Source organism: Pseudomonas sp. 382 (assembly GCF_002759075.1).
Taxonomy (GTDB): Bacteria; Pseudomonadota; Gammaproteobacteria; order Pseudomonadales; family Pseudomonadaceae; genus Aquipseudomonas; species Aquipseudomonas vlassakiae.
The window spans coordinates 67,310-91,007 of the sequence record NZ_PEMX01000018.1; the positions used below are offsets into that span (position 1 = coordinate 67,310).

Here is a 23,698-nt window from a genome sequence, read left to right on the forward strand (position 1 = left end):
CTTGAGCACTGTGAACGGCGCCAATCAGGCGAAACTGACCCTTAGAGGAAACGCAAATGAACATGATCAAAGCGATTGTGATGGTAGTCACCTTCGGCATGGCGAGCCTCGCCCTGGCTGAAGGCGGCGCGGATCGCACCTTCGCCAGGATGGAAGCTGCACGTGCATCTTCCATGCAGGCTTACCAGGTTGCTCAGGAGAAAAAAGCAGAGGCTCCTGTTACCGCCCAAAGCCAAAAGCACCCCGGCCACGAGAGCTGCTGAGCTTAGCTTACAGAAATGTAATCACCCCGGAATCTGAACTATGTCAGCTTTCGGGGTATTGCCTCCCGCAATCCTTGTGCTTTGGCGAAAGTCTACGAGGCTTGGGGGAGCTCAATTGAAACCAGATGGCTGCGGATCCCGCAGTCTGGATATCAGCGATCTACCTGATTGGACGCAACGGCATGCAAAGCAAAACCACGAGACGTTCATTCGTCAAAGGCCTGGCTGCTACCGGACTACTGGGTGGGCTGGGCATGTGGCGCGCGCCGGTCTGGGCCGTAACCAGCCCTGGCCAGCCTAACGTACTGACCGGCACCGATTTTGACCTGTACATCGGGGAGCTCCCGGTGAACATTACCGGGGCAGCTCGAACGGCGATGGCCATCAACGGTTCGCTGCCAGGACCAATACTCCGTTGGCGCGAAGGCGACACGGTCACGCTACGGGTTCGCAACCGCTTGAAGCAGGACACGTCCATCCACTGGCACGGCATCATCCTGCCGGCGAATATGGACGGCGTGCCGGGTCTAAGCTTCCATGGCATCGCTCCCGACGGCATGTACGAGTACAAGTTCAAGGTCCACCAGAACGGCACCTACTGGTACCACAGCCATTCGGGCTTCCAGGAGCAGGTCGGTGTTTACGGTGCGCTGGTGATTGATGCCAAGGATCCAGAGCCTTTCACCTACGATCGTGACTATGTCGTCATGCTGAGTGATTGGACCGACGAAGACCCGGCGCGGGTTATGTCCAAGCTCAAAAAACAGTCGGACTATTACAACTTCCACAAGCGCACCGTTGGCGACTTCGTCGACGACGTGAGCGAGAAAGGTTGGTCTGCTGCTGTGGCCGATCGAAAGATGTGGGCCGAGATGAAGATGAGCCCAACCGATCTCGCTGACGTGAGCGGGCACACCTACACCTACCTCATGAACGGCCAGGCGCCAAATGGGAACTGGACGGGAATCTTCAAGCCAGGGGAGAAAATCCGGCTTCGCTTTATCAATGGCTCGGCGATGACCTATTTCGACGTGCGGATCCCCGGCTTGAAAATGACGGTTGTCGCAGCCGACGGTCAGTACGTTAAGCCAGTGTCGATCGATGAATTCCGGATTGCCGTTGCTGAAACCTACGATGTCATTGTCGAGCCTGAAAACGAGCAGGCTTACACCATCTTTGCTCAATCCATGGATCGCACCGGCTATTCAAGGGGTACCTTGGCTGTCCGTGAGGGCCTGCAGGCACCGGTGCCGGCTGTAGATCCAAGGCCTCTCATCTCCATGAGTGATATGGGGATGGACCACGGCAGCATGGGTGGCATGGATCACGGCAGCATGGCCGGTATGGACCACAGCAAGATGGCTGGCATGGACCACGGCAGCATGGCCGGTATGGACCATAGCAAGATGGCTGGCATGGACCACGGCAGCATGGCCGGTATGGACCATAGCAAGATGGCTGGCATGGACCACGGCAGCATGGCCGGTATGGACCATAGCAAGATGGCTGGCATGGACCACGGCAGCATGGCCGGTATGGACCATAGCAAGATGGCTGGCATGGACCACGGCAACATGACCGGTATGGACCAAAGCAATATGGCCGCCAGCGGTGCCATGCAGAACCATCCCGCCTCCGAAACAAACAACCCTCTGGTCGATATGCAGACCATGACCCCTACGCCAAAGCTGAGCGATCCGGGGATCGGGCTTCGCGATAACGGGCGTCGGGTTCTCACGTATTCGGATTTGCGTAGCACCTTCATCGACCCTGACGGCCGGGAACCTGGCCGGACAATCGAACTGCACCTTACCGGGCATATGGAAAAGTTCGCTTGGTCCTTCGATGGGATCAAGTTTTCTGACGCAGAGCCGCTGCGGCTCAAGTACGGCGAGCGCCTGCGTATTACCTTGGTCAACGACACCATGATGACTCACCCCATCCATCTGCACGGCATGTGGAGTGACCTGGAGGATGAGGACGGCAATTTCATGGTGCGAAAACACACGATCGATATGCCGCCTGGCTCGAAACGAAGCTATCGCGTAACCGCAGATGCACTCGGGCGCTGGGCCTATCACTGTCACCTCATGTACCACATGGAGATGGGCATGTTCCGAGAAGTCCGCGTGGACGAATGAACTGGAGATACGAGATGAGCAAACCAATGAAACGAAGCGCCTTTTTCCTCTCTGCCGCGATGGTTGGCCTGCTCGCGGTGTACGCCCCGTCTTCCTGGTCCAGTGACAACCATGATCAGCACTCTCAAAAGTCGTCCAACGCGGCGCAATCGAACGGCTCGAAGAGCAAGCAAGCCCAGGGCATGAACCATGAAGGCATGGATCACGGCTCCATGAAAGGCATGGATCATGGCTCTATGGAGGGCATGGATCATGGTTCCATGGAAGGAATGGATCACAGCAAAATGATGGAATCGCATGGCAGCGACAAAGCTAAGGCAGGGAAAAATGGCCAATAGCGTTGCACGACCATCGCTGCTGGCATTCGCCGTTTCTTTAGGTGTGCTGGGCGTTTCGCCCAGCTTCGCCGCTGAAATGGATCATTCCGGAATGGACCACTCGGCAATGGGCCACGGTGCCATGCAGATGGACCACGCCTCATCACAGGCTGCGATGACGGGCATGGACCACAGCCAGATGGGCGCGAGCAAGCAACCCACGCAACCTGCACCCGTTGATCACAGCAAAATGGGCCATGGCCAGCCCAAAGCGAAACCCGCCTCGATGGACCACAGCAAGATGGACCATGGAAGCATGAAAGGCATGGATCACGGGTCCATGGAAGGCATGGATCATGGCGCGATGGGTCATTCCACGATGGGAAACGGGAACGCTGATTCGCCGACCCCGACCAGCCGTACGCCAATCCCGGTGCTGACTGATGCCGACCGGCAGGCTGCCTTCCCCCCGCTTGACGGGCACAAAATGGATGACAGCGGGTTCAACAGCTTTTTCTTGCTAGACCAACTGGAATACCAAGATGCCGATGAAGGTAGCACGCTTGCTTGGGATGCATCCGGCTGGGTGGGCGGCGATATCAATAGGCTCTGGATTCGCTCGGAAGGTGAACGAACCAATGGTGTGACTGAAGATGCTGAGCTGCAGCTCCTCTATGGCCGCTCGGTAAGCCCGTGGTGGGATGTTGTCGCCGGCGTCCGGCAGGATTTCAAACCGGAGGATCCGCAGACCTGGGCTGCGTTCGGTATTCAGGGCCTGGCCCTGTATGACTTCGAAGCTGAAGCCACCGCCTTTATCGGCGAGAACGGTCAAACCGCTGCCCGTCTGGAGGGCGAGTACGACATCTTGCTAACCAATCGTTTAATTCTTCAGCCAACCGCTGAGGCCAACTTTTATGGCAAGAACGACCCGGAACGCGGCGTCGGCTCTGGCCTGGCAAACACCGAAGTCGGGCTGCGGTTACGGTACGAGATTGTTCGCCAGTTCGCGCCATACATAGGTGTCACCTGGAGCCGTTCCTACGGCAAAACCGCCGATTTCATTCGGGATGAAGGCGGGGACGTGGACGAAGCTCGTTTTGTGGCCGGTATTCGGATGTGGTTTTGAGAACTCAACATGAAAAAAACAATTACAACGCTGGTGGCGGCAGGTGCTGTTACTAGCGCAGCAGTGCTAGGTGCTGCTTACTTCGGTCTCGTGAACGTTGGTGCGGACGACCCACACTTCCCCGCTGTGCATGCGTTTTTGGCCATGGCGCGGGATCGCTCGATTGAAGTCCGAGCAAGCGACATTGAGGTGCCAAACCTTAAAGATCCTGCTCTCATCCAAGCAGGGGCAGGCAACTACAACGCCATGTGTATCGGTTGCCACCTCGCGCCAGGGGTGGAGAAAACTGAACTCAGCCAAGCCCTATACCCATCCCCACCAAACCTCACCGAGATAGGTGTAAGCGGTGACCCTGCTGCTGCGTTTTGGACCATCAAGCACGGTATCAAAGCGACAGGCATGCCAGCCTGGGGTAAGAGCATGGACGACCAGTACATCTGGGGAATCGTCGCGTTCCTGGACCAGCTACCGCAACTCAATGCTGAGCAGTACCAGATGATGGTCGCTTCCAGTGGTGGTCACCAACATGGCGGTGGCGAAAGCGATATGCATAACCATGAAGGCCAACACGGTGGTGCGAAATCAGGTCATGGAAATCATGATGATTCCGCAGCAAACGGCGTGGCTGAGGAAAGTCATGATCATGGCAGTTCGCATTCGGAGTCTTCATCAGTAGCGGAGCACCACGGTGAACACGAGTCCGGCGAGGCGCACTCGGACCACCACACAGGTTCTACTCCCAAAACCCATGTGCACAAAGACGGGAAGGAGCACACTCATGACAAGTAAGCGCCGCTTCCTCGGTTTAAGTACCGCAGCGTCACTTCTAATCGCCTCAGCCGCCTTTGCTGCGGAGCCCCTGACTATCGATGTGCACCGGGACGCTAATTGCGGTTGCTGTAAGAAATGGATAGCGCACTTGGAGGCAAACGGCTTCAAGGTCGTCGACCACGTTGAAACGGACATGAGGGCGGTGAAGCAAGAGCTAGGAGTAGCTCCGAGGCTGGCTTCGTGTCACACCGCGGTTATCGATGGCAAGTTTGTGGAAGGTCACGTCCCCGCAGCCCAGGTGCAGGAGCTCATAAAGCGCAACGACCTGGCAGGCGTCGCGGTACCTGGCATGCCCGCTGGCTCACCAGGTATGGAGGTTGATGGCATGAAACACGCCTATCAAGTCATCGGCCTCACCAAGAGTGGGGACGATCAAGTAGTTGCCAGTTATCCTGACACGTAATGCAAGATGCCCCGGGGGAAGGGCTTCTGCCGGCCAGCCGACCAGCTGCAGCGCTGGTCGTGGTCAGCTTACTCCAAGACTTACCCTGTCCCTTCGGTCAGTTTTGACCTCTACAGTTAATTCCAGCAGAGCGATATTCGAGGATTTTCAACTCACCTGTTGAGTCCTCGTAATTCATCTGTGTCGGCATCACGTCGCAGCTACCTTTGAGCGAAGTCATACTGATAACTCTCGCCACATCCAGTTTCATTCCGTAGCGATAATGGATCACTTCAGGTGGTTTTTTTCCATTGGCAGCGGCGTAGGCACGCATTGCTTGCTCATTTGCCTGAATCATCTTTCCGTGTAAGCGATCAGATCCTCCTTCAGCTAAAGCGGATGAGGAGGCGATTACGAGCATGAGGGCGGCAATGCTTTTAGCGGTGTTCATTTCTGTTACTCCATGAAGACATGAGTGAAGCTTACCGACTGGGAGCTGTCATCCACGTGATCCAGGAATTACATGTTTGTAAGCAGGCTATCGATAATGATGGCTCTGAATACACGTGAAAGCCGCGTCGTTTCAGGCTGCGACAGTTTTAATTCTCTAGCGAATCAGTCTGAACCGGCGTTTTGGGTGATTGCGACAGTTTTGCGTTTCCTCTCCAAATGGCTGCAGGCCGCGAAAGACGGGACCCTCTAGCGACAGTTTTAATTCTCTAAATCCACCACCCGCAGAAAATTTCGTCACGCCCCAGAATGGGAATTTGCATTCGGGGCGCACCACGATTCATCTCGTGCCAGAAGCCGCCTGCAGTGCAATCAATTGGCGAGCCAAGACTCGACTACCTCAGCGCCATACTCGTTTTTCCAGGCCTTAAGCGTACGCTGATTACCACCCTTGGTCTCAACAACCTCTCCGCTGTGTGGATTCTTGTAGACCTTCACTTCGCGTGGTTTCCGAGAGGTTTTTGGGGCCATATCAGTGGAAGCCACCGCTTGCGGATCGAGGATCAGCACCACTTGGCGCAGGCCGTAGCCATACTCGTTGAGCAAACTGCGCAGCTTCGTTTCAAATTCCATTTCCTGCTTCAGGGCAGAGTCATTTTTCAGCGCTTCCAGCTCCGCCAGTTGGGCTGCGAGCTGTTGTTCGAGCAGGCGGAATTCAGCGAGACGGGACATAAGATTCTCCAAAATGGGTTCGATGATTTTAGCAATCAAGAAAGAAAGCGTGCTAACTATCTTGATCCCACATGCCTGAATCGGCAATCACGAGGCTGAGCGATCGGTGTGGATAAAAACGTGATGGCTTCAGGATCGTCGATCTGGGCGGCTTCACTTGCGAGGTAATCGATCAGCTTTTTGCTTCTTACCCAAACGTACTGCCGGCAAGCCGCGTTTGGAATGGATGGCCCCGCAACGGGGCGAAACCTGGCCTCCCAAAGGTGCTTGAACGCCTCCCTGGTCGACTTCCCCAAATACACCGCAATCTCCGGTCCCAAGATATAGCCACGCCTGAATCTGTCGATGGCTTGAGGCTTAACCATCAATTGCGTACGCCGGCCTCGTTCGACAGCAGTGCTCCATAGCAGACCCAGTCGAACGAACGCGTATGCGCATTGTTCTTTGACGCCTAACAGCGCAGCAGCCTTGACTACCGACAGGCCGGGAAAGACCGGACTCTTGTTCTCAGCTCGGGCTTGTTGCCACGCTGCAAAATCTTGCGGCTTGAGTAACCACGCCCCTACCGCAACCGAGCCATTCTCAGCTGGGCCGTAAGCGCGAAGTTCACCTGCACGTATTGCCTGAACCAACTCGACCAACCCACCCCCCTTGGGCAGAGAATGCTTGGCCAAGTAGTTGATCGACACCAGGCTCTGGTCAGAGCTGGTAGGCAGCTTCTCATCAATCAATTCGTTGATCGAGCGGCAGTCAATCAGCCACCTTTCGCCTGGGCGCGGTTCTCCACCAAAGAACTGGAGGGTACCACCAGCTAGCAGCTGCCTAACCCGATTGCGACAGAGGCTTAGCAAAGTCGAGGTTTCTTTCATATCAGCCACGCCCTGGAGATGCTGCGAGATTGCCTTCAAATGATCCAGGTCCACGACCGTAAAGACTCGATCTTCATGGACCTTCTCCCGATAGGCGATTTGTCCCTCCTGATGAAGGCGTTTTATGACTGATACCCCGAGACCACAAGCTTCAGCAGCAGAATCGAACGACACCCAACGATGTCTCTCAATCGTCTCCTCACTCAAATTGCGATTTCGCTTCGCTAACGGTGCTTCCCACGCATGCTGCAGAAATGATTCGAACTCTCGACGAAGAAAGTCAAAACAAGAGTCATCCAGATCACGGTGGATGTCGTGGTATATCGGGCCGAACGATCTGCTGAGCGTCCAATGTTCGTTATCGGAATGGACTGCCTTGAGGCCACTCAGCAGTTCTCTGAATGCGAGAGGCCAGTTCATGAGAACCACGCCCGCCGCGTTTGCCATAAGCCGCGATATCTCTAGCGAACCCGAATCAGCAACCTTCAGCGGCTGGGTTCTTTCCGTAGGCAAACTTCTGACAGCGAGACGCGATGACAACTCGTGAAACTGTTCGTAGGTGAGGGCCGCCAATCCCGCGTCAGCTGGCAACGAGTCGGCGTAAAACCTATCTTCAAAGCCAGAGGTGAGCCAGGCGGCCGTATCACTCGCCGGCGCGATCTCAAAATTGGTCCCACTCAATGAGGTGCCACACGCTTGGCAACTATTCGCACTCATTGCGCTTGGATCGGTTTCCTTCAGACAGTTGGGGCACCGCCCGTGGAGTTCAGTGCCGTGGACAGAACACGTCGTAACCAGGGTCAAGCCCCAGCTTTCTCTCCAATAACCGGCTTCGCCCAAACAGATCGGACAGTAACGAGCGTGATGAGTCGTCCATAACTTGACCCCCTTGGGCCTTGGATCACGAAACTCAGCAGATACCGCAGGCCAGCTCAGTGGTCCTTCCATCATCTGCAGCCAGTCCGCAACATCGGTCTCGTCGGCTCGTGCAAAGGCGGTGAGCAGTTCCTTTCTGGGTAATCCGTTGGCTTTCGCCAGGCGCTGCAGGTACCCCAAAAGACTTTCGTCTTGGTGTGGTCGTGGGTTGATTAAAAGACCAAACATTCCTACACATCCATGAAATCGAAGACATAAAAATCAGGGGAGTAGAGCCGGGCCGATAAGCCCGGCCCTTGGCCGTCAGGTACTGCTCTCTTCGAACGTCTCAAACGGCTCCCGCTTCCCGAACAGAGGCTGGAAATTGAAGCTCGCACTGAAGGGGTTTCGATCCTCGGTGGCGTAGCTCCAAACCTCGTCTTCAAAAGCCTGGGCCAGCACAGGAAGTTCAATCCCGACAAGGTCCTGGACTTGAACCAGCCAAACAGCCCTGTCCACAATCTTGATGAGGTAGTCGATCAATCCATAGGAAGCCAGGTAGAAGCGTTTAATCATCGCTGGCTCTACAAAACTGATGGTTTGAACAGGCAGTTCGCCCTCGATTGCCTGCAACAACATCACGAAATGAAGAGACGTATTAGCGGAGAAGGTGAAGCGATCGTATGCCACCGTGGCCGAAAACCTGCGTCGCAGTTGCTCGTTTGCTAGCAGGAGATTTTCGGTGCGCTTCAGCCCAATCAGAACAAACGCGATACTGGTTTCATTCATCAGACTCTTGATCCAGTCTGCTGCCTCATACGCACCATTACGACGATAATCGACCAGGTGCTGCGCCTCATCGAGGACCAACATCTCCACGCCAAGGTTCTTCAGCAGCAGGACTACTCGCGCAAATTTAACCTCTGCCGAATGTCCTCGTGCCTCTGCGAAGGGATCCTTCAGCTCTGCCAAAATGGCTGCTGCCAGGTTCTTTTTGGTTGGAGACGAAGGCATCTCGACGAACAGAACTGTCCGCTTCTGTGGGTCATGGCTCTCCAATTCCTCCAATGACCGAATGTACTCCTTGACCAATGTGCTCTTGCCCACTCCGCTTGGACCTTGGATCAGCAACCCTTTACTTGCTCTGGTACGCCGACTATCGCCGTGGATATCGCCTAGTCGCGTCAACGCTCGCTCGACTTGAGGGCTGTGAATAAAACGATCGCGGAGCGTAAAGCTGTATTCACCATGCTCGTAGCATTCGTACAGATTGATGGCGTTCATGGCTTAGAACTCCCAGCAGGGCGACGAACCGAGACCTTGAAGGCTGCTGGCGGAATGTTAGGAATAGAGTCACCGGTCCATTCCACTTCAGCGAGTACCTTGGGTGGAGGCGTGCTTTCGGTCACTCGACCCTCCTTGTCGATTTTCGCTATGGCAGCTGCGCGTCGTTTTCTGAGCGTCTGCGAACGGCGGGCCTCGTCTGCATCTTCCATAATTTCCTGGTAGCACCTGTGCGTAGCCTCGAAGCTAGGCTGCTCATTATATTTTTCTCGCAGCGCTTTCTCGGCAGCCTTCCACACCTCCCTGCTCTTACCGGCCATTCGCTCATCTTTGGCGGGCACTTTGAAGAACAAGTTTCTGAAGCGGTCGTGAACCCAAACGTGCCCGGCTTCGTCTCGATAGCGGACGTTTACCTTTTCTCCGTCTGCCAAACGCATACGGAGCTCAGCAAGTTCCGTAGAGTGGTAGCCCACTTTGGCAACCTCGATGCCGTAATGGTGAACCTTCACCGAGGCCCGCTTGGCCAGAATGCACTCCAACGAGTCCAGGTCGACGGGAAGGCTGATGACATGGTTCGCCTCGCTAGTCCCCCAGACTTGAGCCGGTGTTCTGTTGTCCAGCCCCCGATGAGGAGTCTGGTGGTAACCATCGACGATCCATTTCACTACCACCGCCTCCAATTGAGGGAGCGTGAAACATGCATTCTTCTCCGAGTCGTAATCGCCACGCTGCTGGATATTCGAGAAGGTGGTACCCGGGAGGTTGTGGATAAGCCCCAGGTTCTGTGTGCTGAAAAAGCGTTCGACGGCACCTTTCCTTTGAGGGGCCCTTGAAGCGGGATACATGATCTCGATACCCAACTCGTTGAATCCCATGATGAGATCGCCCGCGTGAAATTCCGCTGCGTTGTCTGGGACTATTCGAGCCGGCAGCCCACGTGCCCACCATTCATTTCTCACTTTCGGAAAGCGCTTCAGCAATTCGGCTTTTGGACGGATTGAGCGTTCGATCACACGAAGCACGGTTTCCGTATTTGGCGCCGACAGGTGGAGCAAATATCCCATCACCATTCGAGAGAAGCGGTCGAGGACGATCGTCAGATAGGGGCGCCCAATGCACAGCCCCGAGGTTTCATCCACAAGCTGGACGTCCAACAAGGTGTGATCAATTTCCCAACGTTCCAAAATCTCATGGACACGTAGGACACCCGCCGCAACACGGTGCTTCTTGTCTGCTGCGTGTTTTCCGAGCCTCTCCTTATCCACAAGGTACGGATCCAGCTTGGCGATGTACCTTCGGACAGTCATTCCGCTTGGGATCTTGAGCTGATCCGAAGGCAAACGACTTTTGTTCCTCTCTTTTATCTGATCCTCGAATTCTGAAACGACCACGCTGACCGCTGGAATCGTATCCTGCAGGTAGGTTTTATTAATCACCCCTTCAAGAATAACTTCGAGCTCTCCCTGTATCGCGGCAGCCCGACCCTTTTTGGCATGCTGAGGGATAAGCTTTACTACGTTCTGGCCAATGTATTTGGCTGCCCAACGTCGAATAGTGGAAACCGAGGGTGCGCACGCATCCCCAATCTTTTTGGCGATATCTCTAAGCTTCTTGATCATGTCTTCGTCACCCGGTAGCTTGTATTTACCGCGCTTAGTTAGGTCGTCCAGATACTTGCGTCGACGCAATGCCTCATCTCCATGTTTTTTGGGGAAGCATGAAATATCTGGAGGGACGTTCCGCACATACGGAACCCTCCCAAGGTATGGCTGATCAGCGGAGATCTCGATCTCGCGCTTCTCGTAGGCCTCATAGAACTCCTTCTCGGATAGCTTCGTGGGCTCACCAAGCTCATCGAAAAAGAGCAGCTTCCGGTCAATAAGCCTCTTCTCAAGCACCATCAGTACGCCACGAACGATGACGACCAATTTCACCCTAAGGGAAAAGGTTTGCATGACGGTGCCCCCCTTGCAGGAAGACCGGGGAGTCAGTGTCAATTGACCTATCAAGGTCAATGCCCACCACCCCAAGGCCTAACAAGCGCCAGGCTTTCCCCTCACCAACCACGTAGAGCAGATCTGCAACGGTCATAGGCGGCCATTCGTTGAAGGTCGCCATTACCTCCTCCAACGCCTGATGCGAAAGCTCTGGACCGCGCCGGTGATACATCAGCCTTCTAAGATTGGTAGCCAGGGGTTCAGCTTCAATTAACTTTTCAGTGATCACCGAAAAGTTACGGGCAGTGGCGTTGAAGTAGCGCTCAGCGGCATCCAGTCGCTGCCTGACGCTGGCAATCTTCAGTCGGTCGTGAGGCTTCACTTCAAACCACCACTCGCGCCCATCCGCGAGGAAAACCTGTACGTCTGGGTAATATTTGAAGTAGCCCTGGAGCGATGGAACACGTTCCTCACTGGGCTGCGGGACGTAGCCGATGACCGCAGGAGACAGCTCAAGAAGCCGAAAAAGAGCGCCTTCGAGCTGGGACTCCCAGGGCACAGGCTTTTTATTTTTGAGCGATGGGAAGTAGCCGCGGTAATGGTTGGACCGCCGCGTGACCACCTTTCGTACTGTCATGAAACACCTCCGAAAATCTCGAAACGAGCGCCGACGCTGCGCCAAAAAATCAAGGCGCAGGGCGGGCGAAGTGAGGCCTTTCGACAGGCAACACTGTGCCGTCGAGTAACCTCGCTAAGGTCGAAAAAATGGGAGAGGATTGACAGTCGCTTCGAAAAAGCAGACATTGCGGGTTCTGAGGACGCAAGTCTGCTTCGCTAAGCGCGGTCAGTCCTCTCGGGATTGATCGCGTTTTTCTACATTTTCAGGTCTCCTTTTCTCTCATTGGTCATGACTCTCATGACTGATCAGAATCTAAAGCAATCGGCTTGCTCTCTTTATTTCTAAACGGCCACTTCGTGATCGCTGGAGCAATTTGGATCAGGTCTGAAGCTCTCGCTTCAAACAGCTGATTTGGCTGAAAATCTTCAGTGCAAAGCGGAAAAGTTGGTCATAGATCTTATTCCAACATCCCTTCGAAATCTACAAAAAATCCAAAATGGCAACTTCCACCAAATTCCATTTCCATACTAAATTGTTCAAATTAATACTTAACACGTACGCTTAATTAACTATTAAGGTGTTCAAATATTAGTTTTAAAGTCCTCTCAATCTCTCTGCTGCTCAGATCCGCCCGCCGACCCTCTCAGCACTTCCAGCGCCCCATCAAATCACTTCCTCAAATCCCCCCATCTGCATCATTTTCCAATGAGCGGAGTAGGGCGCCCCGGCAGGAATTCCAGGCAAAAAAAAGCCCGCGAAGGCGGGCTTGATGGTGACCGACAGGGGCCATGGTTGAAGCCCGGCCGGTCATCTATTTGTGAAAGCGTGCAGCTTTTCTGTGAACCTACACCGGATCAGAAGTCCAGGTTCGACACCGACAGCGCATTGCTTTCGATGAAGTCACGGCGTGGCTCCACCGCGTCGCCCATCAGGGTGTTGAAGATCTGATCGGCGGCAATCGCGTCTTCGATGGTGACCTTGAGCATGCGGCGGACGGTTGGGTCCATGGTGGTTTCCCACAGCTGCTCCGGGTTCATCTCGCCCAGACCCTTGTATCGCTGAATGGTGTGGCGCTTGGTGCTTTCGTTCATCAGCCAGTCGAGCGCTTCCTTGAACTCGGTGACTGCCTTGCGACGTTCGCCGCGCTGCACGTAAGCACCCTCGCCGAGCAGGGTAGACAGCTTGGCCCCTACGGTGACCACCGAGCGGTAGTCGTTGCTGCCGAAGAAGTCGCGGTTGAAGGTGACGTAGCTGGCAAGACCGTGGGAAGTGACTTCTACTTCCGGCAGCCAGACATTGCGTTCCTTGTCTTCGCGCAGGCTGGCCTGATAGGCCAGGCCCGACTTCTGGCTGCTGTTCAAACGCTCCTGGAACTTCACCAGCCACGCTTGCATCACGGCGTGATCGGCCAACTGTTCCAAGGTGATTTCCGGCAGGTAAATGAAGTGCTCGGTGATGTCTTCCGGGTACAGCCGCGACAGGCGCTTGAGGGTCTTCATCACCGCGCGGAATTCGTTCACTAGCGTTTCCAGTTGTACACCGGAAACGGCTGGCGCCGATTCGTCCAGATGCAAGCTGGCATCTTCAAGGGCCGATTGGGTCATGTATTCTTCCATGGCCTCGTCGTCCTTGATGTACTGCTCCTGCTTGCCTTTCTTGACCTTGTACAGCGGCGGCTGCGCAATATAGATGTAGCCGCGCTCGACCAGCTCCGGCAACTGACGGAAAAAGAAGGTCAGCAGCAGGGTACGGATGTGCGAACCGTCGACGTCAGCATCGGTCATGATGATGATGTTGTGATAACGCAGCTTGTCGATGTTGTACTCTTCGCGGCCGATACCACAGCCCAATGCGGTGATGAGCGTGCCTACTTCCTGGGACGAGATCATCTTGTCGAAGCGTGCTTTCTCGACGTTGAGGATCTTGCCCTTCAGCGGCAGGATCGCCTGGGTGCGACGATTACGGCCTTGCTTGGCCGAACCGCCTGCGGAGTCACCCTCCACCAGGTACAGTTCGGAGAGGGCAGGGTCCTTCTCTTGGCAGTCCGCCAGTTTGCCCGGCAGGCCGGCGATATCCAGTGCGCCTTTACGGCGAGTCATTTCGCGGGCTTTACGCGCCGCCTCACGGGCACGGGCAGCGTCGATCATCTTGCCGACAACCGCCTTGGCTTCGTTCGGGTTTTCCAGCAGGAAGTCGGCGAAGTACTTGTTCATCTCTTGTTCCACGGCGGTTTTCACCTCCGAGGAGACCAGCTTGTCCTTGGTCTGCGAGCTGAACTTCGGATCCGGCACTTTCACCGAAATGATCGCGGTCAGGCCTTCACGGGCGTCGTCACCGGTGGTGGCAACTTTGTTCTTCTTGGCCAGGCCTTCCTGCTCGATGTAGCTGTTCAGGCTACGGGTCAGCGAGGAGCGGAAACCGACCAGGTGCGTACCGCCGTCACGCTGCGGAATGTTGTTGGTGAAACACAGCAGGTTTTCGTTGAAGCTGTCGTTCCACTGCAGGGCAATCTCGACACCCACGCCATCGTCACGCTGGACGTTGAAGTGGAAGACCTGCGAGTTGACCGGGGTCTTGTTGGTGTTGAGGTATTCAACGAAGGCCTTCAAACCACCTTCATACTTGAAGAACTCTTCCTTGCCCGAGCGCTCGTCCTTCAACAGGATACCAACACCCGAGTTGAGGAACGACAGTTCGCGAATCCGCTTGGCCAGTATGTCCCAGCTGAAGTGAATGTTCTTGAAGGTTTCAGCCGACGGCTTGAAGTGGATGTGGGTACCGGTAGTTTCGCTGTCACCAACAACGGCCATCGGAGCCTGCGGGACCCCGTGAACGTAGGTCTGCTCCCAGATCTTGCCACTGCGGCGAACAGTCAGCACCAGCTTCTCGGACAGGGCGTTCACGACCGATACACCTACACCGTGCAGACCGCCGGATACCTTGTACGAGTTGTCGTCGAACTTACCGCCGGCGTGCAACACAGTCATGATGACTTCGGCTGCCGAAACGCCTTCTTCTTTATGCACGTCAACCGGAATGCCGCGACCGTTGTCGCGCACACTGATGGATTCGTCCGTGTGGATGATCACCGTGATGTCATCGCAGTGACCGGCGAGGGCTTCGTCGATCGAGTTGTCGACCACTTCGAAGACCATGTGGTGCAGGCCGCTACCATCATCGGTGTCGCCAATGTACATGCCGGGACGCTTGCGTACGGCATCCAAACCTTTCAGCACCTTGATGCTGGAGGAGTCGTACGTTTGATTTTCGCTCATGCCTTCACTCCCGATGGTCGTGGGTCTGGGTGATACGGCCATGTTCCACGTGGAACAAGGCAACTGGCGTTTCCGTTTGCCAGCCTTCCCTCAGTAATTCGTGATCTACACAGGTGATAAACACCTGGCAGCGTAATTCTTCTAGCAAGCGGCACAGTGCGCGTCGATGCTGGTCATCCAGCTCGGACGGCAGGTCGTCAACGAGATAAATACAGTGGCCGCGACGAGCCTGACTGACGAGATGGCCCTGTGCGATGCGCAGTGCGCACACCACCAGCTTTTGCTGACCACGCGACAGGATGTCGGCTGCATTATTGGCAGCCAGACGAAGACGCAGATCCGCACGCTGCGGGCCGGCCTGGGTATGACCCATCTGCTGATCGCGAAGGACAGAGGAGGCGAGCACTTCTTGCAGTTCCCGGTCCTTGTCCCAGCCTCGGTAGTAGCTCAGGGTCAACCCGTCCAGCTCGACCAGTTCGCTCAGGGTTCGCTCGAAGACGGGCTTCAAGGCCTTGATGTAGTTGCGACGGTATTCATCTATTTCCGCGCTGGCCAGGCATAACTCTCTGTCCCAGGCGGCTTGCGAAGCAGCGTCAAGTGTACCATGCCGCAACCATGAGTTCCGCTGCCGCAGCGCCTTCTGCAAGCGCTGCCAGGCGGGCAGAAAACGAGGTTCCACGTGGAACACTCCCCAATCGAGAAACTGTCGGCGGATTTTCGGTGCACCTTCCAGCAACCGAAAACTGTCCGGGTTGATCAGTTGCAGCGGCAACAGTTCAGCCAGTTGAGCGGCGCTCCTGGCATTCTGCCCGTCAATGCGGATAGTGAATTCGCCCGCCCGCTCCCGTGAAACACCCAGGTTGCTGGTGACACCTTCAGCCAACTGCACTTCGCCAAATACTGTACAGGCAGGCTGTTCGTACTGAATGACCGGGTTCAACCGGGTACTGCGAAATGACCGGGCAAGGCCAAGCAGGTGCACGGCTTCGAGCACACTGGTCTTGCCGCTGCCATTGGCGCCGTAAAGGATATTGATGCGGGGGGACGGTGAGAGAGTCACCGGGTGCAGATTACGCACCGCGGTGACCATGATACGTCGAAGGGACATTTCGTCTGCTACGAGTTACAGACGCATCGGCATGACAACGTAGGAGGAATCGTCGTTGCCAGCTTCCTGCAGCAAAGCACTGCTGTTGGAATCAGACAGAATCAGACGAACTTGCTCGGTAGTCATAACGCCCAGCACGTCAAGCAGGTAACTGACGTTGAAGCCGATCTCCAGCGAGCTACCTTCGTAGTCCACACCGATCTCTTCTTCTGCTTCTTCCTGCTCAGGGTTATTGGCCTGAATTTTCAGTTGGCCGGCAGCCAGCTGCAGGCGAATGCCACGGTACTTTTCATTGGAGAGAATAGCGGTACGGCTGAACGCTTCACGCAGCGCTTGACGGTCACCCACCACCAGCTTGTCCCCCCCCTTCGGCAGTACGCGCTCATAGTCAGGGAACTTGCCGTCGACCAGTTTCGAGGTGAAGGTGAACTCACCGGTGGTCGCACGGATGTGATGCTGGCCGAGAACGATGCTGACCATGCCTTCCGGATCGGTGAGCAGGCGCGCCAGTTCAAGGATACCCTTGCGTGGAACGATGACCTGATGGCGATCATCCTGTTCGATCGGTGCGCTCATCGAGCACAGTGCCAGGCGGTGACCGTCGGTGGAAACCGCACGCAGGGTGTTGCGCGACACTTCCAGCAGCATGCCATTGAGGTAGTAACGCACGTCCTGCTGGGCCATGGCGAAGCTGGTGCGCTCGATCAGACGGCGCAGTTTGCTTTGCTCCAGGTTACAGGTCAGCGAGCCCGGGCCTTCTTCCACAGTGGGGAAATCGTTGGCAGGCAGAGTCGACAAGGTGAAGCGGCTACGGCCGGCTTTGACCAGCAGCTTCTGCTCGTCCACCTTGATGTCGATCAGTACATCGTTGGGCAGACTCTTGCAGATGTCCATCAGCTTGCGCGCCGGGACAGTGATCTCGCCTGGCTCAGCCGGCTCTTCCAGTTGCACGCGGCCAACCAGTTCGACTTCCAGATCGGTACCGGTCAACGACAGCTGCTGGCCTTGCACGACCAGCAGGACGTTGGACAGCACCGGCAAGGTCTGGCGGCGCTCGACGACACCGGCGACCAGTTGCAGGGGTTTCAACAGGGCCTCGCGTTGAATGGTGAAATGCATGGTCTAGTCCCTTGCCTTCAATTAGCTGCGCTGGCGATCATCACGTCGTCAGCGTCCGCAGCAGGTTCTTGTAGTCCTCGCGGATGTCCGCGTCGGATTCCTTCAATTCATTGATCTTGCGGCAGGCGTGCAGCACCGTCGTGTGATCGCGACCGCCAAACATGTCGCCGATCTCCGGCAGACTGTGGTTGGTCAGCTCCTTCGACAGTGCCATGGCAACCTGACGGGGGCGCGCAACGGAGCGCGAGCGGCGTTTGGACAACAGATCGGCAATCTTGATCTTGTAGTACTCGGCCACGGTACGCTGGATGTTATCCACACTCACCAGCTTGTCCTGCAGCGCCAGCAAGTCTTTCAACGACTCGCGAATCAGCTCGATCGTGATGTCACGACCCATGAAGTGCGAGTGAGCGATCACCCGCTTCAGGGCGCCTTCAAGTTCACGTACGTTCGAGCGAATACGCTGAGCGATGAAGAACGCGGCATCATGCGGCAGCTCGACCTTGGCCTGGTCGGCCTTCTTCATCAAGATCGCCACACGTGTTTCCAGTTCAGGCGGCTCGACGGCAACCGTCAGGCCCCAGCCGAAGCGCGACTTCAGGCGCTCTTCCAAGCCTTCGATTTCCTTCGGGTACCGGTCGCTGGTGAGAATCACCTGCTGGCCACCCTCGAGCAACGCATTAAAGGTGTGGAAAAACTCTTCCTGGGAACGCTCTTTACGGGCGAAGAACTGGATATCGTCGATCAGCAGCGCATCGACCGAACGGTAAAAACGCTTGAATTCGTTGATCGCGTTCAGCTGCAGCGCCTTGACCATATCCGCGACGAAGCGCTCGGAATGCAGGTACACCACCTTCGCATTCGGATTTTTCTTCAGCAGGTGGTTACCCACGGCATGCATCAGGTGGGTCTTACCCAGGCCGACGCCGCCATAGAGGAACAGCGGATTGTAGCCATGCTTGGGATTGTCGGCGACCTGCCAGGCAGCAGCGCGGGCCAACTGGTTCGACTTACCTTCTACAAAGGTCTCGAAGGTGAACGTTCGGTTCAGATAACTGGTGTGCTTGAGCGCGCCTTCCACCTGAACAGTGCGCTGTTCGGTACGGCTGCCAGCAGCCGTTGCCGAAGGGCTGTCCCCCATGCTGTCGAAGCTGTCACTCGAAGCCTGTTCAACGACCTCGTTCGCTTGCGTCGCCTCTGTTGCTGGAGCCTGCGCCGGTTCGGCAACAGTGGTAATCGCAGGCGCAGCGGCCTGTTGCGTCTGGCTTTGCGCAAGTGTGGCAGCCACCGCGGCACTGACGGGTGCATTAGGTGCAGCACGAGGGGCAGAGCTGCGACGACTACCTATTAACAAGGAAAGGGCGGGCGCAATGCCATCGCCGTTTTCACCCAACAGTTCGAGCAGACGGCCGAGGTACTTTTCATTCACCCAGTCGAGCACGAAACGGTTCGGCGCATAGACGCGCAACTCGTCGCCTTCGGCTTCGACCTGTAGCGGACGGATCCAGGTGTTGAATTGCTGGGCAGGCAGTTCATCGCGCAGAAGCTCCACGCACTGCTGCCAAAGTTCCACTGACACGGATATCCCCTGAGTTGAAAGCCGGATGAGGCAAAAACAAACCGCCATTGTACCGGTCGAGCGATCAGTTATCCACATGTGGAAACATTCTGAGCCATGACAAAACAGCCATTTAGCGGCCAAAACGTCTCTCAGCGACTGTGAATAAGCCCTGTGGATAACCGCCTATGAAGGCTATGCACAACCCAGGGTTGCAGCCTGTTGATAACTCTGCTGTGGATAACGACCTTTTCTATCCACAGCCTTTCAGCAGCTCCATCACAAGCGCAGCACTTGTTACCGACAAGGTTTCGGATTTCTGTAGGCCTTGTGATTAAAGGGCTTCAGTGGGTTATCCACAGAAGGTTATCCACTTAAGATCTATAAGTTCTTCAGAAAAGCTTTTTATATGTCTCTTCTTTTTTTCATTTTGTCGTCCGTCTGCGTGACTGATCAACCCTTCCTGGCCCAGCAGCTATCAGGACGCCTTCTATAAGGAAAGACTGGTTGGAAATTGACCTATGGGCTTGCTTTCTCTAGAATCGCCGATCTCTTAAAAAGGGGGCCATTCCGGCCCGTAGTCGACAAACCAGGTAACAACGCCATGAAACGTACTTTCCAACCAAGCACCATCAAGCGCGCTCGCACCCACGGCTTCCGTGCCCGTATGGCTACCAAGAACGGCCGCGCTGTTCTGTCGCGTCGTCGTGCCAAAGGCCGTAAGCGTCTGGCCATTTGATTTTTCGGCACAGGTGGTGAGTCAGGACTTCAGTCGGGAAAAGCGTCTGCTTACACCCCGGCACTTCAAAGCGGTCTTCGACTCCCCAACCGGCAAGGTTCCAGGGAAAAACCTGCTGATCCTTGCTCGCGAGAACGGCCTGGATCATCCAAGGCTTGGCCTGGTGATCGGCAAGAAGAGCGTCAAGCTCGCCGTTCAACGCAACCGCCTCAAGCGCTTGATGCGCGATTCCTTCAGGCTCAATCAGCAATTGCTGGGTGGCCTGGATATAGTGATCGTCGCGCGCAAGGGATTGGGTGAGATAGAAAACCCGGAATTGCACCAACACTTTGGCAAGCTCTGGAAACGCCTGGCGCGCAGCCGGCCAACTCCAGCGGCAAACGCCGATTCCGCAGGGGTAGACAGTCAAAATGCGTAAACTGGCCCTCGTTCCGATCCAGTTTTACCGTTACGCCATCAGTCCCCTGATGGCCAATCACTGTCGTTTCTACCCCAGTTGCTCCTGTTACGCTCTTGAAGCCATTGAAAACCATGGCCTCTTGCGTGGCGGGTGGCTAGCCGTTCGTCGCCTGGGGCGTTGTCATCCGTGGAACGACGGCGGTTTCGATCCCGTTCCCCCCGCTCCTTCCTCCCGAACTTCTTCGATAGCCGAGTAATCATGGATATTAAACGCACGATCCTGATCGTCGCCCTGGCAATCGTGTCCTACGTCATGGTCCTCAAGTGGAACGAGGACTACGGCCAGGCTGCCCTGCCGACTCAGAATACTGCTGCCAGCACTGCTGCCCCGGCCTTGCCCGACGGTGTGCCGGCCGGTACCGCCAGCGCCGATGTGCCGAGCGCCAATGCCGAATCCAGCCCTGCCGAACTGGCTCCCGCTGCAGTCAGCAAGGACCTGATCCGGATCAAGACCGATGTCCTGGACCTGGCTATCGATCCGGTTGGTGGTGACATCGTCCAGCTGAACCTGCCGAAATACCCACGCCGTCAGGACCATCCGGACATTCCGTTCCAGCTGTTCGACAACGGTGGCGAGCGCGTCTACCTCGCGCAAAGCGGCCTGACCGGCGCCAACGGTCCGGATGCCCGTTCGTCGGGTCGTCCGCTGTACGCTGCCGAACAGAAGAGCTACCAGCTGGCTGATGGCCAGGACCAATTGGTCATCGACCTCAAGTTCAGCGATAACGGCGTCAACTACATCAAGCGCTTCAGCTTCAAGCGCGGCGAGTACGACCTGAATGTCAGCTACCTGATCGACAACCAGAGCGGCCAGACCTGGAACGGCAACATGTTTGCCCAGCTCAAGCGTGACGCCAGTTCCGACCCATCGTCGAGCACCGCCACCGGCACCGCCACCTACTTGGGCGCCGCCATGTGGACTGCTTCCGAGCCTTACAAAAAGGTCTCGATGAAGGACATCGACAAAGGTAGTTTGAAAGAAAATGTGTCGGGCGGCTGGGTTGCCTGGCTGCAGCACTACTTCGTGACCGCCTGGATTCCGGCCAAGTCGGACAACAATGTCGTCCAGACCCGCAAGGACAGCCAAGGCAACTACATCATCGGCTACACCGGCCCTGTGCTCAGCGTTCCGGCTGGCGGCAAGGCTGAAACCAGCGCCATGCTGTATGCCGGCCCGAAGATTCAGTCGAAGCTGAAAGAACTGTCCCCAGGTCTGGAGCTGACTGTCGACTACGGCTTCCTGTGGTTCATTGCCCAGCCAATCTTCTGGTTGCTGCAACATATCCACAGCCTGCTGGGTAACTGGGGTTGGTCGATCATCGTGTTGACCATGCTCATCAAGGGCCTGTTCTTCCCGCTCTCGGCTGCCAGCTATCGCTCGATGGCGCGCATGCGGGCCGTGGCGCCGAAGCTTGCCGCGCTGAAGGAACGCTTCGGTGACGATCGCCAGAAGATGTCCCAGGCGATGATGGAGCTGTACAAGAAAGAGAAGATCAACCCGCTGGGCGGCTGCCTGCCGATCCTGGTACAGATGCCGGTGTTCCTGTCGCTGTACTGGGTACTGCTGGAAAGCGTCGAGATGCGCCAAGCCCCATGGATGCTGTGGATTACCGACCTGTCGATCAAGGATCCGTTCTTCATCCTGCCGATCATCATGGGCGCCACCATGTTCATCCAGCAGCGTCTTAACCCAACGCCACCGGATCCGATGCAGGCCAAGGTGATGAAAATGATGCCGATCATCTTCACCTTCTTCTTCCTGTGGTTCCCGGCTGGTCTGGTGCTGTACTGGGTTGTGAACAACTGCCTGTCGATCACTCAGCAGTGGTACATCACCCGCCGTATCGAAGCAGCCACCAAAAAAGCTGCTGCTTGACGGGCTACTGCGCTAGCCTGTGAATAAAAACGCCCCTTCGGGGGCGTTTTTGCTATCTGTCGTTTTGTCGTAGAGGCTTTCGAGCATGAACACTGTGCGTGAAACCATCGCTGCCATCGCCACCGCCCAAGGCCGCGGTGGCGTCGGTATCGTCAGGCTGTCCGGGCCATTGGCAAGCAAGGCTGGCCAGTTGATCACCGGCCGGACGCTGAAGCCACGCCATGCCCACTACGGGCCATTCCGCGATGAGGATGGCCTGGTGCTGGATGAAGGCATTGCGTTGTACTTCCCTGGGCCGAACTCGTTCACCGGCGAGGATGTACTTGAGTTGCAGGGACATGGCGGCCCGGTTGTCCTGGATATGCTGCTGCAGCGCTGTGTGCAAGTCGGTTGCCGTCTGGCGCGCCCGGGCGAGTTCAGCGAGCGGGCGTTCCTCAACGACAAGCTTGATCTGGCCCAGGCCGAAGCCATCGCTGACCTGATCGAGGCGAGCTCCAGCCAGGCTGCACGTAATGCCTTGCGCTCGCTGCAGGGCGAATTCTCCAAGCGTGTGCATAGCCTGACAGAGGCGCTGATTGCCCTGCGCATTTATGTCGAGGCCGCGATCGACTTCCCGGAAGAGGAGATCGACTTCCTCGCCGATGGCCATGTGTTGTCGATGCTTGATGCCGTCCGCGCCGCGTTATCCACTGTACAGCGCGAGGCCGGGCAGGGCGCCTTGCTGCGTGACGGAATGACGGTGGTCATTGCCGGCCGGCCAAACGCCGGCAAGTCGAGCTTGCTGAACCAGTTGGCGGGGCGTGAGGCGGCCATCGTCACCGACATCGCCGGCACCACCCGGGATATTCTGCGTGAACATATCCACATCGACGGCATGCCCCTGCACGTCGTCGATACGGCCGGCCTGCGAGATACCGACGACCATGTGGAAAAGATCGGCGTGGAACGCGCGCTCAAGGCTATCGGCGAGGCCGACCGGGTACTTCTCGTAGTCGATTCCACCGCACCCGAGGCCAGTGACCCGTTCGCCTTGTGGCCCGAGTTTCTTGACCAGCGTCCAGATCCGGCGAAGGTCACGCTGATTCGCAACAAAGCGGACCTCAGCGGTGAGCGGGTAGGGCTGGAGTTGTGCGAAGACGGCCATGTAACCATCACCCTCAGTGCCAAAGGTGACATCCAGGGGCTGCAGTTGCTGCGCGATCACCTGAAGGCCTGCATGGGTTACGAACAGACCGCCGAGAGCGGTTTCAGCGCCCGCCGGCGCCACCTGGATGCCTTGCGCCAGGCCAGTTCGCACCTGGAGCATGGCCGCGCCCAACTGACCCTGGCTGGTGCGGGTGAATTGTTGGCCGAAGACTTGCGGCAGGCACAGCAGGCCCTGGGTGAAATCACCGGCGCGTTCAGTTCCGATGACCTGCTGGGGCGGATTTTCTCCAGTTTCTGCATCGGCAAGTAGTCCACAACCAGGCAAATCCAAGGCCGCTCCGTTGGGAGCGGCTTTTTTTTGCCTGCGATTTCCATTCGTCGGATCTTTCGAAGCCCATACCGGCCCCTGTGGGAGCGGCTTGAGCCGTGAAACGCCAGATCAGGCCTAACAAAATCATCCACAGTCTCGTTTTTCTGTTCAGGAGCCCTGTGGAAAACTGGCCCTTAGCCCTCTTGATAAGCAGGCCATTTTGCTGAGGAAAAATCCGCCTGTGGGTAAACGTTCATTTAATCCACAGGCTTAAAGACGTTATCCATACCCCTCATGGTCGG

At 56.3% G+C, this 23,698-nt stretch carries 21 protein-coding genes; 11 read left to right on the forward strand and 10 right to left on the reverse strand.

Translation table 11 applies throughout. The features are described from left to right. Positions 1–56: 56 nt before the first annotated feature. The 6 genes from CQW31_RS19670 (at position 57) to CQW31_RS19695 (ending at position 5,081) form a co-directional block, all read left to right on the forward strand. A complete protein-coding gene (locus CQW31_RS19670; protein ID WP_011953085.1) occupies positions 57–263 on the forward strand; it encodes a co-regulatory protein PtrA N-terminal domain-containing protein in 207 nt (68 codons plus the stop codon). Positions 264–445: 182 nt separating this feature from the next. Continuing rightward, positions 446–2,404 (forward strand): copper resistance system multicopper oxidase, encoded by a 1,959-nt coding sequence (locus tag CQW31_RS19675; RefSeq protein ID WP_012269846.1) that lies wholly within the window; start codon positions 446–448, stop codon positions 2,402–2,404. Positions 2,405–2,418: 14 nt separating this feature from the next. Next, positions 2,419–2,742 (forward strand): hypothetical protein, encoded by a 324-nt coding sequence (locus tag CQW31_RS19680; RefSeq protein WP_012269845.1) that lies wholly within the window; start codon positions 2,419–2,421, stop codon positions 2,740–2,742. Beyond that, entirely contained in the window at positions 2,732–3,847 is a 1,116-nt protein-coding gene (locus tag CQW31_RS19685) for a copper resistance protein B (protein WP_099815201.1), read from the forward strand. Before CQW31_RS19680 ends, CQW31_RS19685 begins: the two co-directional genes overlap by 11 nt. Before the next feature lie 9 nt (positions 3,848–3,856). Beyond that, positions 3,857–4,636: a cytochrome c gene (locus CQW31_RS19690; RefSeq protein WP_011953081.1), complete on the forward strand. Its 780-nt coding sequence runs from the start codon at positions 3,857–3,859 to the stop codon at positions 4,634–4,636. Then, positions 4,626–5,081, forward strand: a complete 456-nt coding sequence (locus tag CQW31_RS19695) for a DUF411 domain-containing protein (RefSeq protein ID WP_011953080.1) — start codon at positions 4,626–4,628, stop codon at positions 5,079–5,081. Before CQW31_RS19690 ends, CQW31_RS19695 begins: the two co-directional genes overlap by 11 nt. Before the next feature lie 97 nt (positions 5,082–5,178). On the opposite strand, the gene CQW31_RS19700 is transcribed toward CQW31_RS19695, so the two are convergent. The 10 genes from CQW31_RS19700 to dnaA form a co-directional block, all read right to left on the reverse strand. Beyond that, positions 5,179–5,511, reverse strand: coding sequence for a DUF2790 domain-containing protein (locus CQW31_RS19700; RefSeq protein ID WP_011953079.1), 333 nt, complete (start codon positions 5,509–5,511; stop codon positions 5,179–5,181). 371 nt (positions 5,512–5,882) lie between these two features. Further along, complete coding sequence (locus tag CQW31_RS19705; protein ID WP_010951431.1) at positions 5,883–6,242, reverse strand: histone-like nucleoid-structuring protein, MvaT/MvaU family; 360 nt, start codon at positions 6,240–6,242, stop codon at positions 5,883–5,885. A 56-nt stretch (positions 6,243–6,298) separates the two neighbouring features. After that, positions 6,299–8,215, reverse strand: coding sequence for a TniQ family protein (locus CQW31_RS19710; RefSeq protein ID WP_010951430.1), 1,917 nt, complete (start codon positions 8,213–8,215; stop codon positions 6,299–6,301). A gap of 75 nt (positions 8,216–8,290) precedes the next feature. Beyond that, a complete protein-coding gene (locus CQW31_RS19715; RefSeq protein WP_010951429.1) occupies positions 8,291–9,250 on the reverse strand; it encodes a TniB family NTP-binding protein in 960 nt (319 codons plus the stop codon). Then, the gene (locus tag CQW31_RS19720; protein ID WP_011953078.1) at positions 9,247–11,205 is read right to left on the reverse strand and encodes a DDE-type integrase/transposase/recombinase; all 1,959 of its coding nucleotides are present in this window, start codon (positions 11,203–11,205) and stop codon (positions 9,247–9,249) included. The genes CQW31_RS19715 and CQW31_RS19720 overlap by 4 nt, the downstream gene beginning before the upstream one ends. Continuing rightward, positions 11,186–11,824, reverse strand: coding sequence for a TnsA endonuclease N-terminal domain-containing protein (locus tag CQW31_RS19725; RefSeq protein WP_011953077.1), 639 nt, complete (start codon positions 11,822–11,824; stop codon positions 11,186–11,188). The genes CQW31_RS19720 and CQW31_RS19725 overlap by 20 nt, the downstream gene beginning before the upstream one ends. 836 nt (positions 11,825–12,660) lie before the next feature. After that, positions 12,661–15,081: a DNA topoisomerase (ATP-hydrolyzing) subunit B gene (gene gyrB / locus CQW31_RS19730; protein WP_099815202.1), complete on the reverse strand. Its 2,421-nt coding sequence runs from the start codon at positions 15,079–15,081 to the stop codon at positions 12,661–12,663. 4 nt (positions 15,082–15,085) lie between these two features. Beyond that, positions 15,086–16,189, reverse strand: a complete 1,104-nt coding sequence (recF, locus tag CQW31_RS19735) for a DNA replication/repair protein RecF (protein ID WP_054884435.1) — start codon at positions 16,187–16,189, stop codon at positions 15,086–15,088. A 15-nt stretch (positions 16,190–16,204) separates the two neighbouring features. Next, on the reverse strand, positions 16,205–17,308 hold the full coding sequence (dnaN, locus tag CQW31_RS19740) for a DNA polymerase III subunit beta (RefSeq protein ID WP_054884436.1): 1,104 nt from the start codon (positions 17,306–17,308) through the stop codon (positions 16,205–16,207). 40 nt (positions 17,309–17,348) lie between these two features. Further along, positions 17,349–18,887, reverse strand: a complete 1,539-nt coding sequence (gene dnaA / locus CQW31_RS19745) for a chromosomal replication initiator protein DnaA (protein ID WP_054884437.1) — start codon at positions 18,885–18,887, stop codon at positions 17,349–17,351. Positions 18,888–19,470: 583 nt separating this feature from the next. Between dnaA and rpmH the strand changes: the two genes are divergently transcribed. The 5 genes from rpmH to mnmE all read left to right on the forward strand — a co-directional run bounded on the left by rpmH (position 19,471) and on the right by mnmE (position 23,396). After that, positions 19,471–19,605 carry a 50S ribosomal protein L34 gene (gene rpmH, locus CQW31_RS19750; protein ID WP_003253163.1) on the forward strand — a complete coding sequence of 45 codons (135 nt, stop codon included), beginning with the start codon at positions 19,471–19,473 and terminating at the stop codon, positions 19,603–19,605. A gap of 13 nt (positions 19,606–19,618) precedes the next feature. Beyond that, on the forward strand, positions 19,619–20,023 hold the full coding sequence (gene rnpA, locus CQW31_RS19755; RefSeq protein WP_082433472.1) for a ribonuclease P protein component: 405 nt from the start codon (positions 19,619–19,621) through the stop codon (positions 20,021–20,023). Continuing rightward, positions 20,016–20,261: a membrane protein insertion efficiency factor YidD gene (gene yidD / locus CQW31_RS19760; RefSeq protein ID WP_079230263.1), complete on the forward strand. Its 246-nt coding sequence runs from the start codon at positions 20,016–20,018 to the stop codon at positions 20,259–20,261. The genes rnpA and yidD overlap by 8 nt, the downstream gene beginning before the upstream one ends. Positions 20,262–20,263: 2 nt before the next feature. Beyond that, positions 20,264–21,940: a membrane protein insertase YidC gene (yidC, locus tag CQW31_RS19765; protein ID WP_099815203.1), complete on the forward strand. Its 1,677-nt coding sequence runs from the start codon at positions 20,264–20,266 to the stop codon at positions 21,938–21,940. An 85-nt stretch (positions 21,941–22,025) separates the two neighbouring features. Beyond that, complete coding sequence (mnmE, locus tag CQW31_RS19770) at positions 22,026–23,396, forward strand: tRNA uridine-5-carboxymethylaminomethyl(34) synthesis GTPase MnmE (protein WP_099815204.1); 1,371 nt, start codon at positions 22,026–22,028, stop codon at positions 23,394–23,396. The last annotated feature ends 302 nt before the right edge of the window (positions 23,397–23,698 follow it).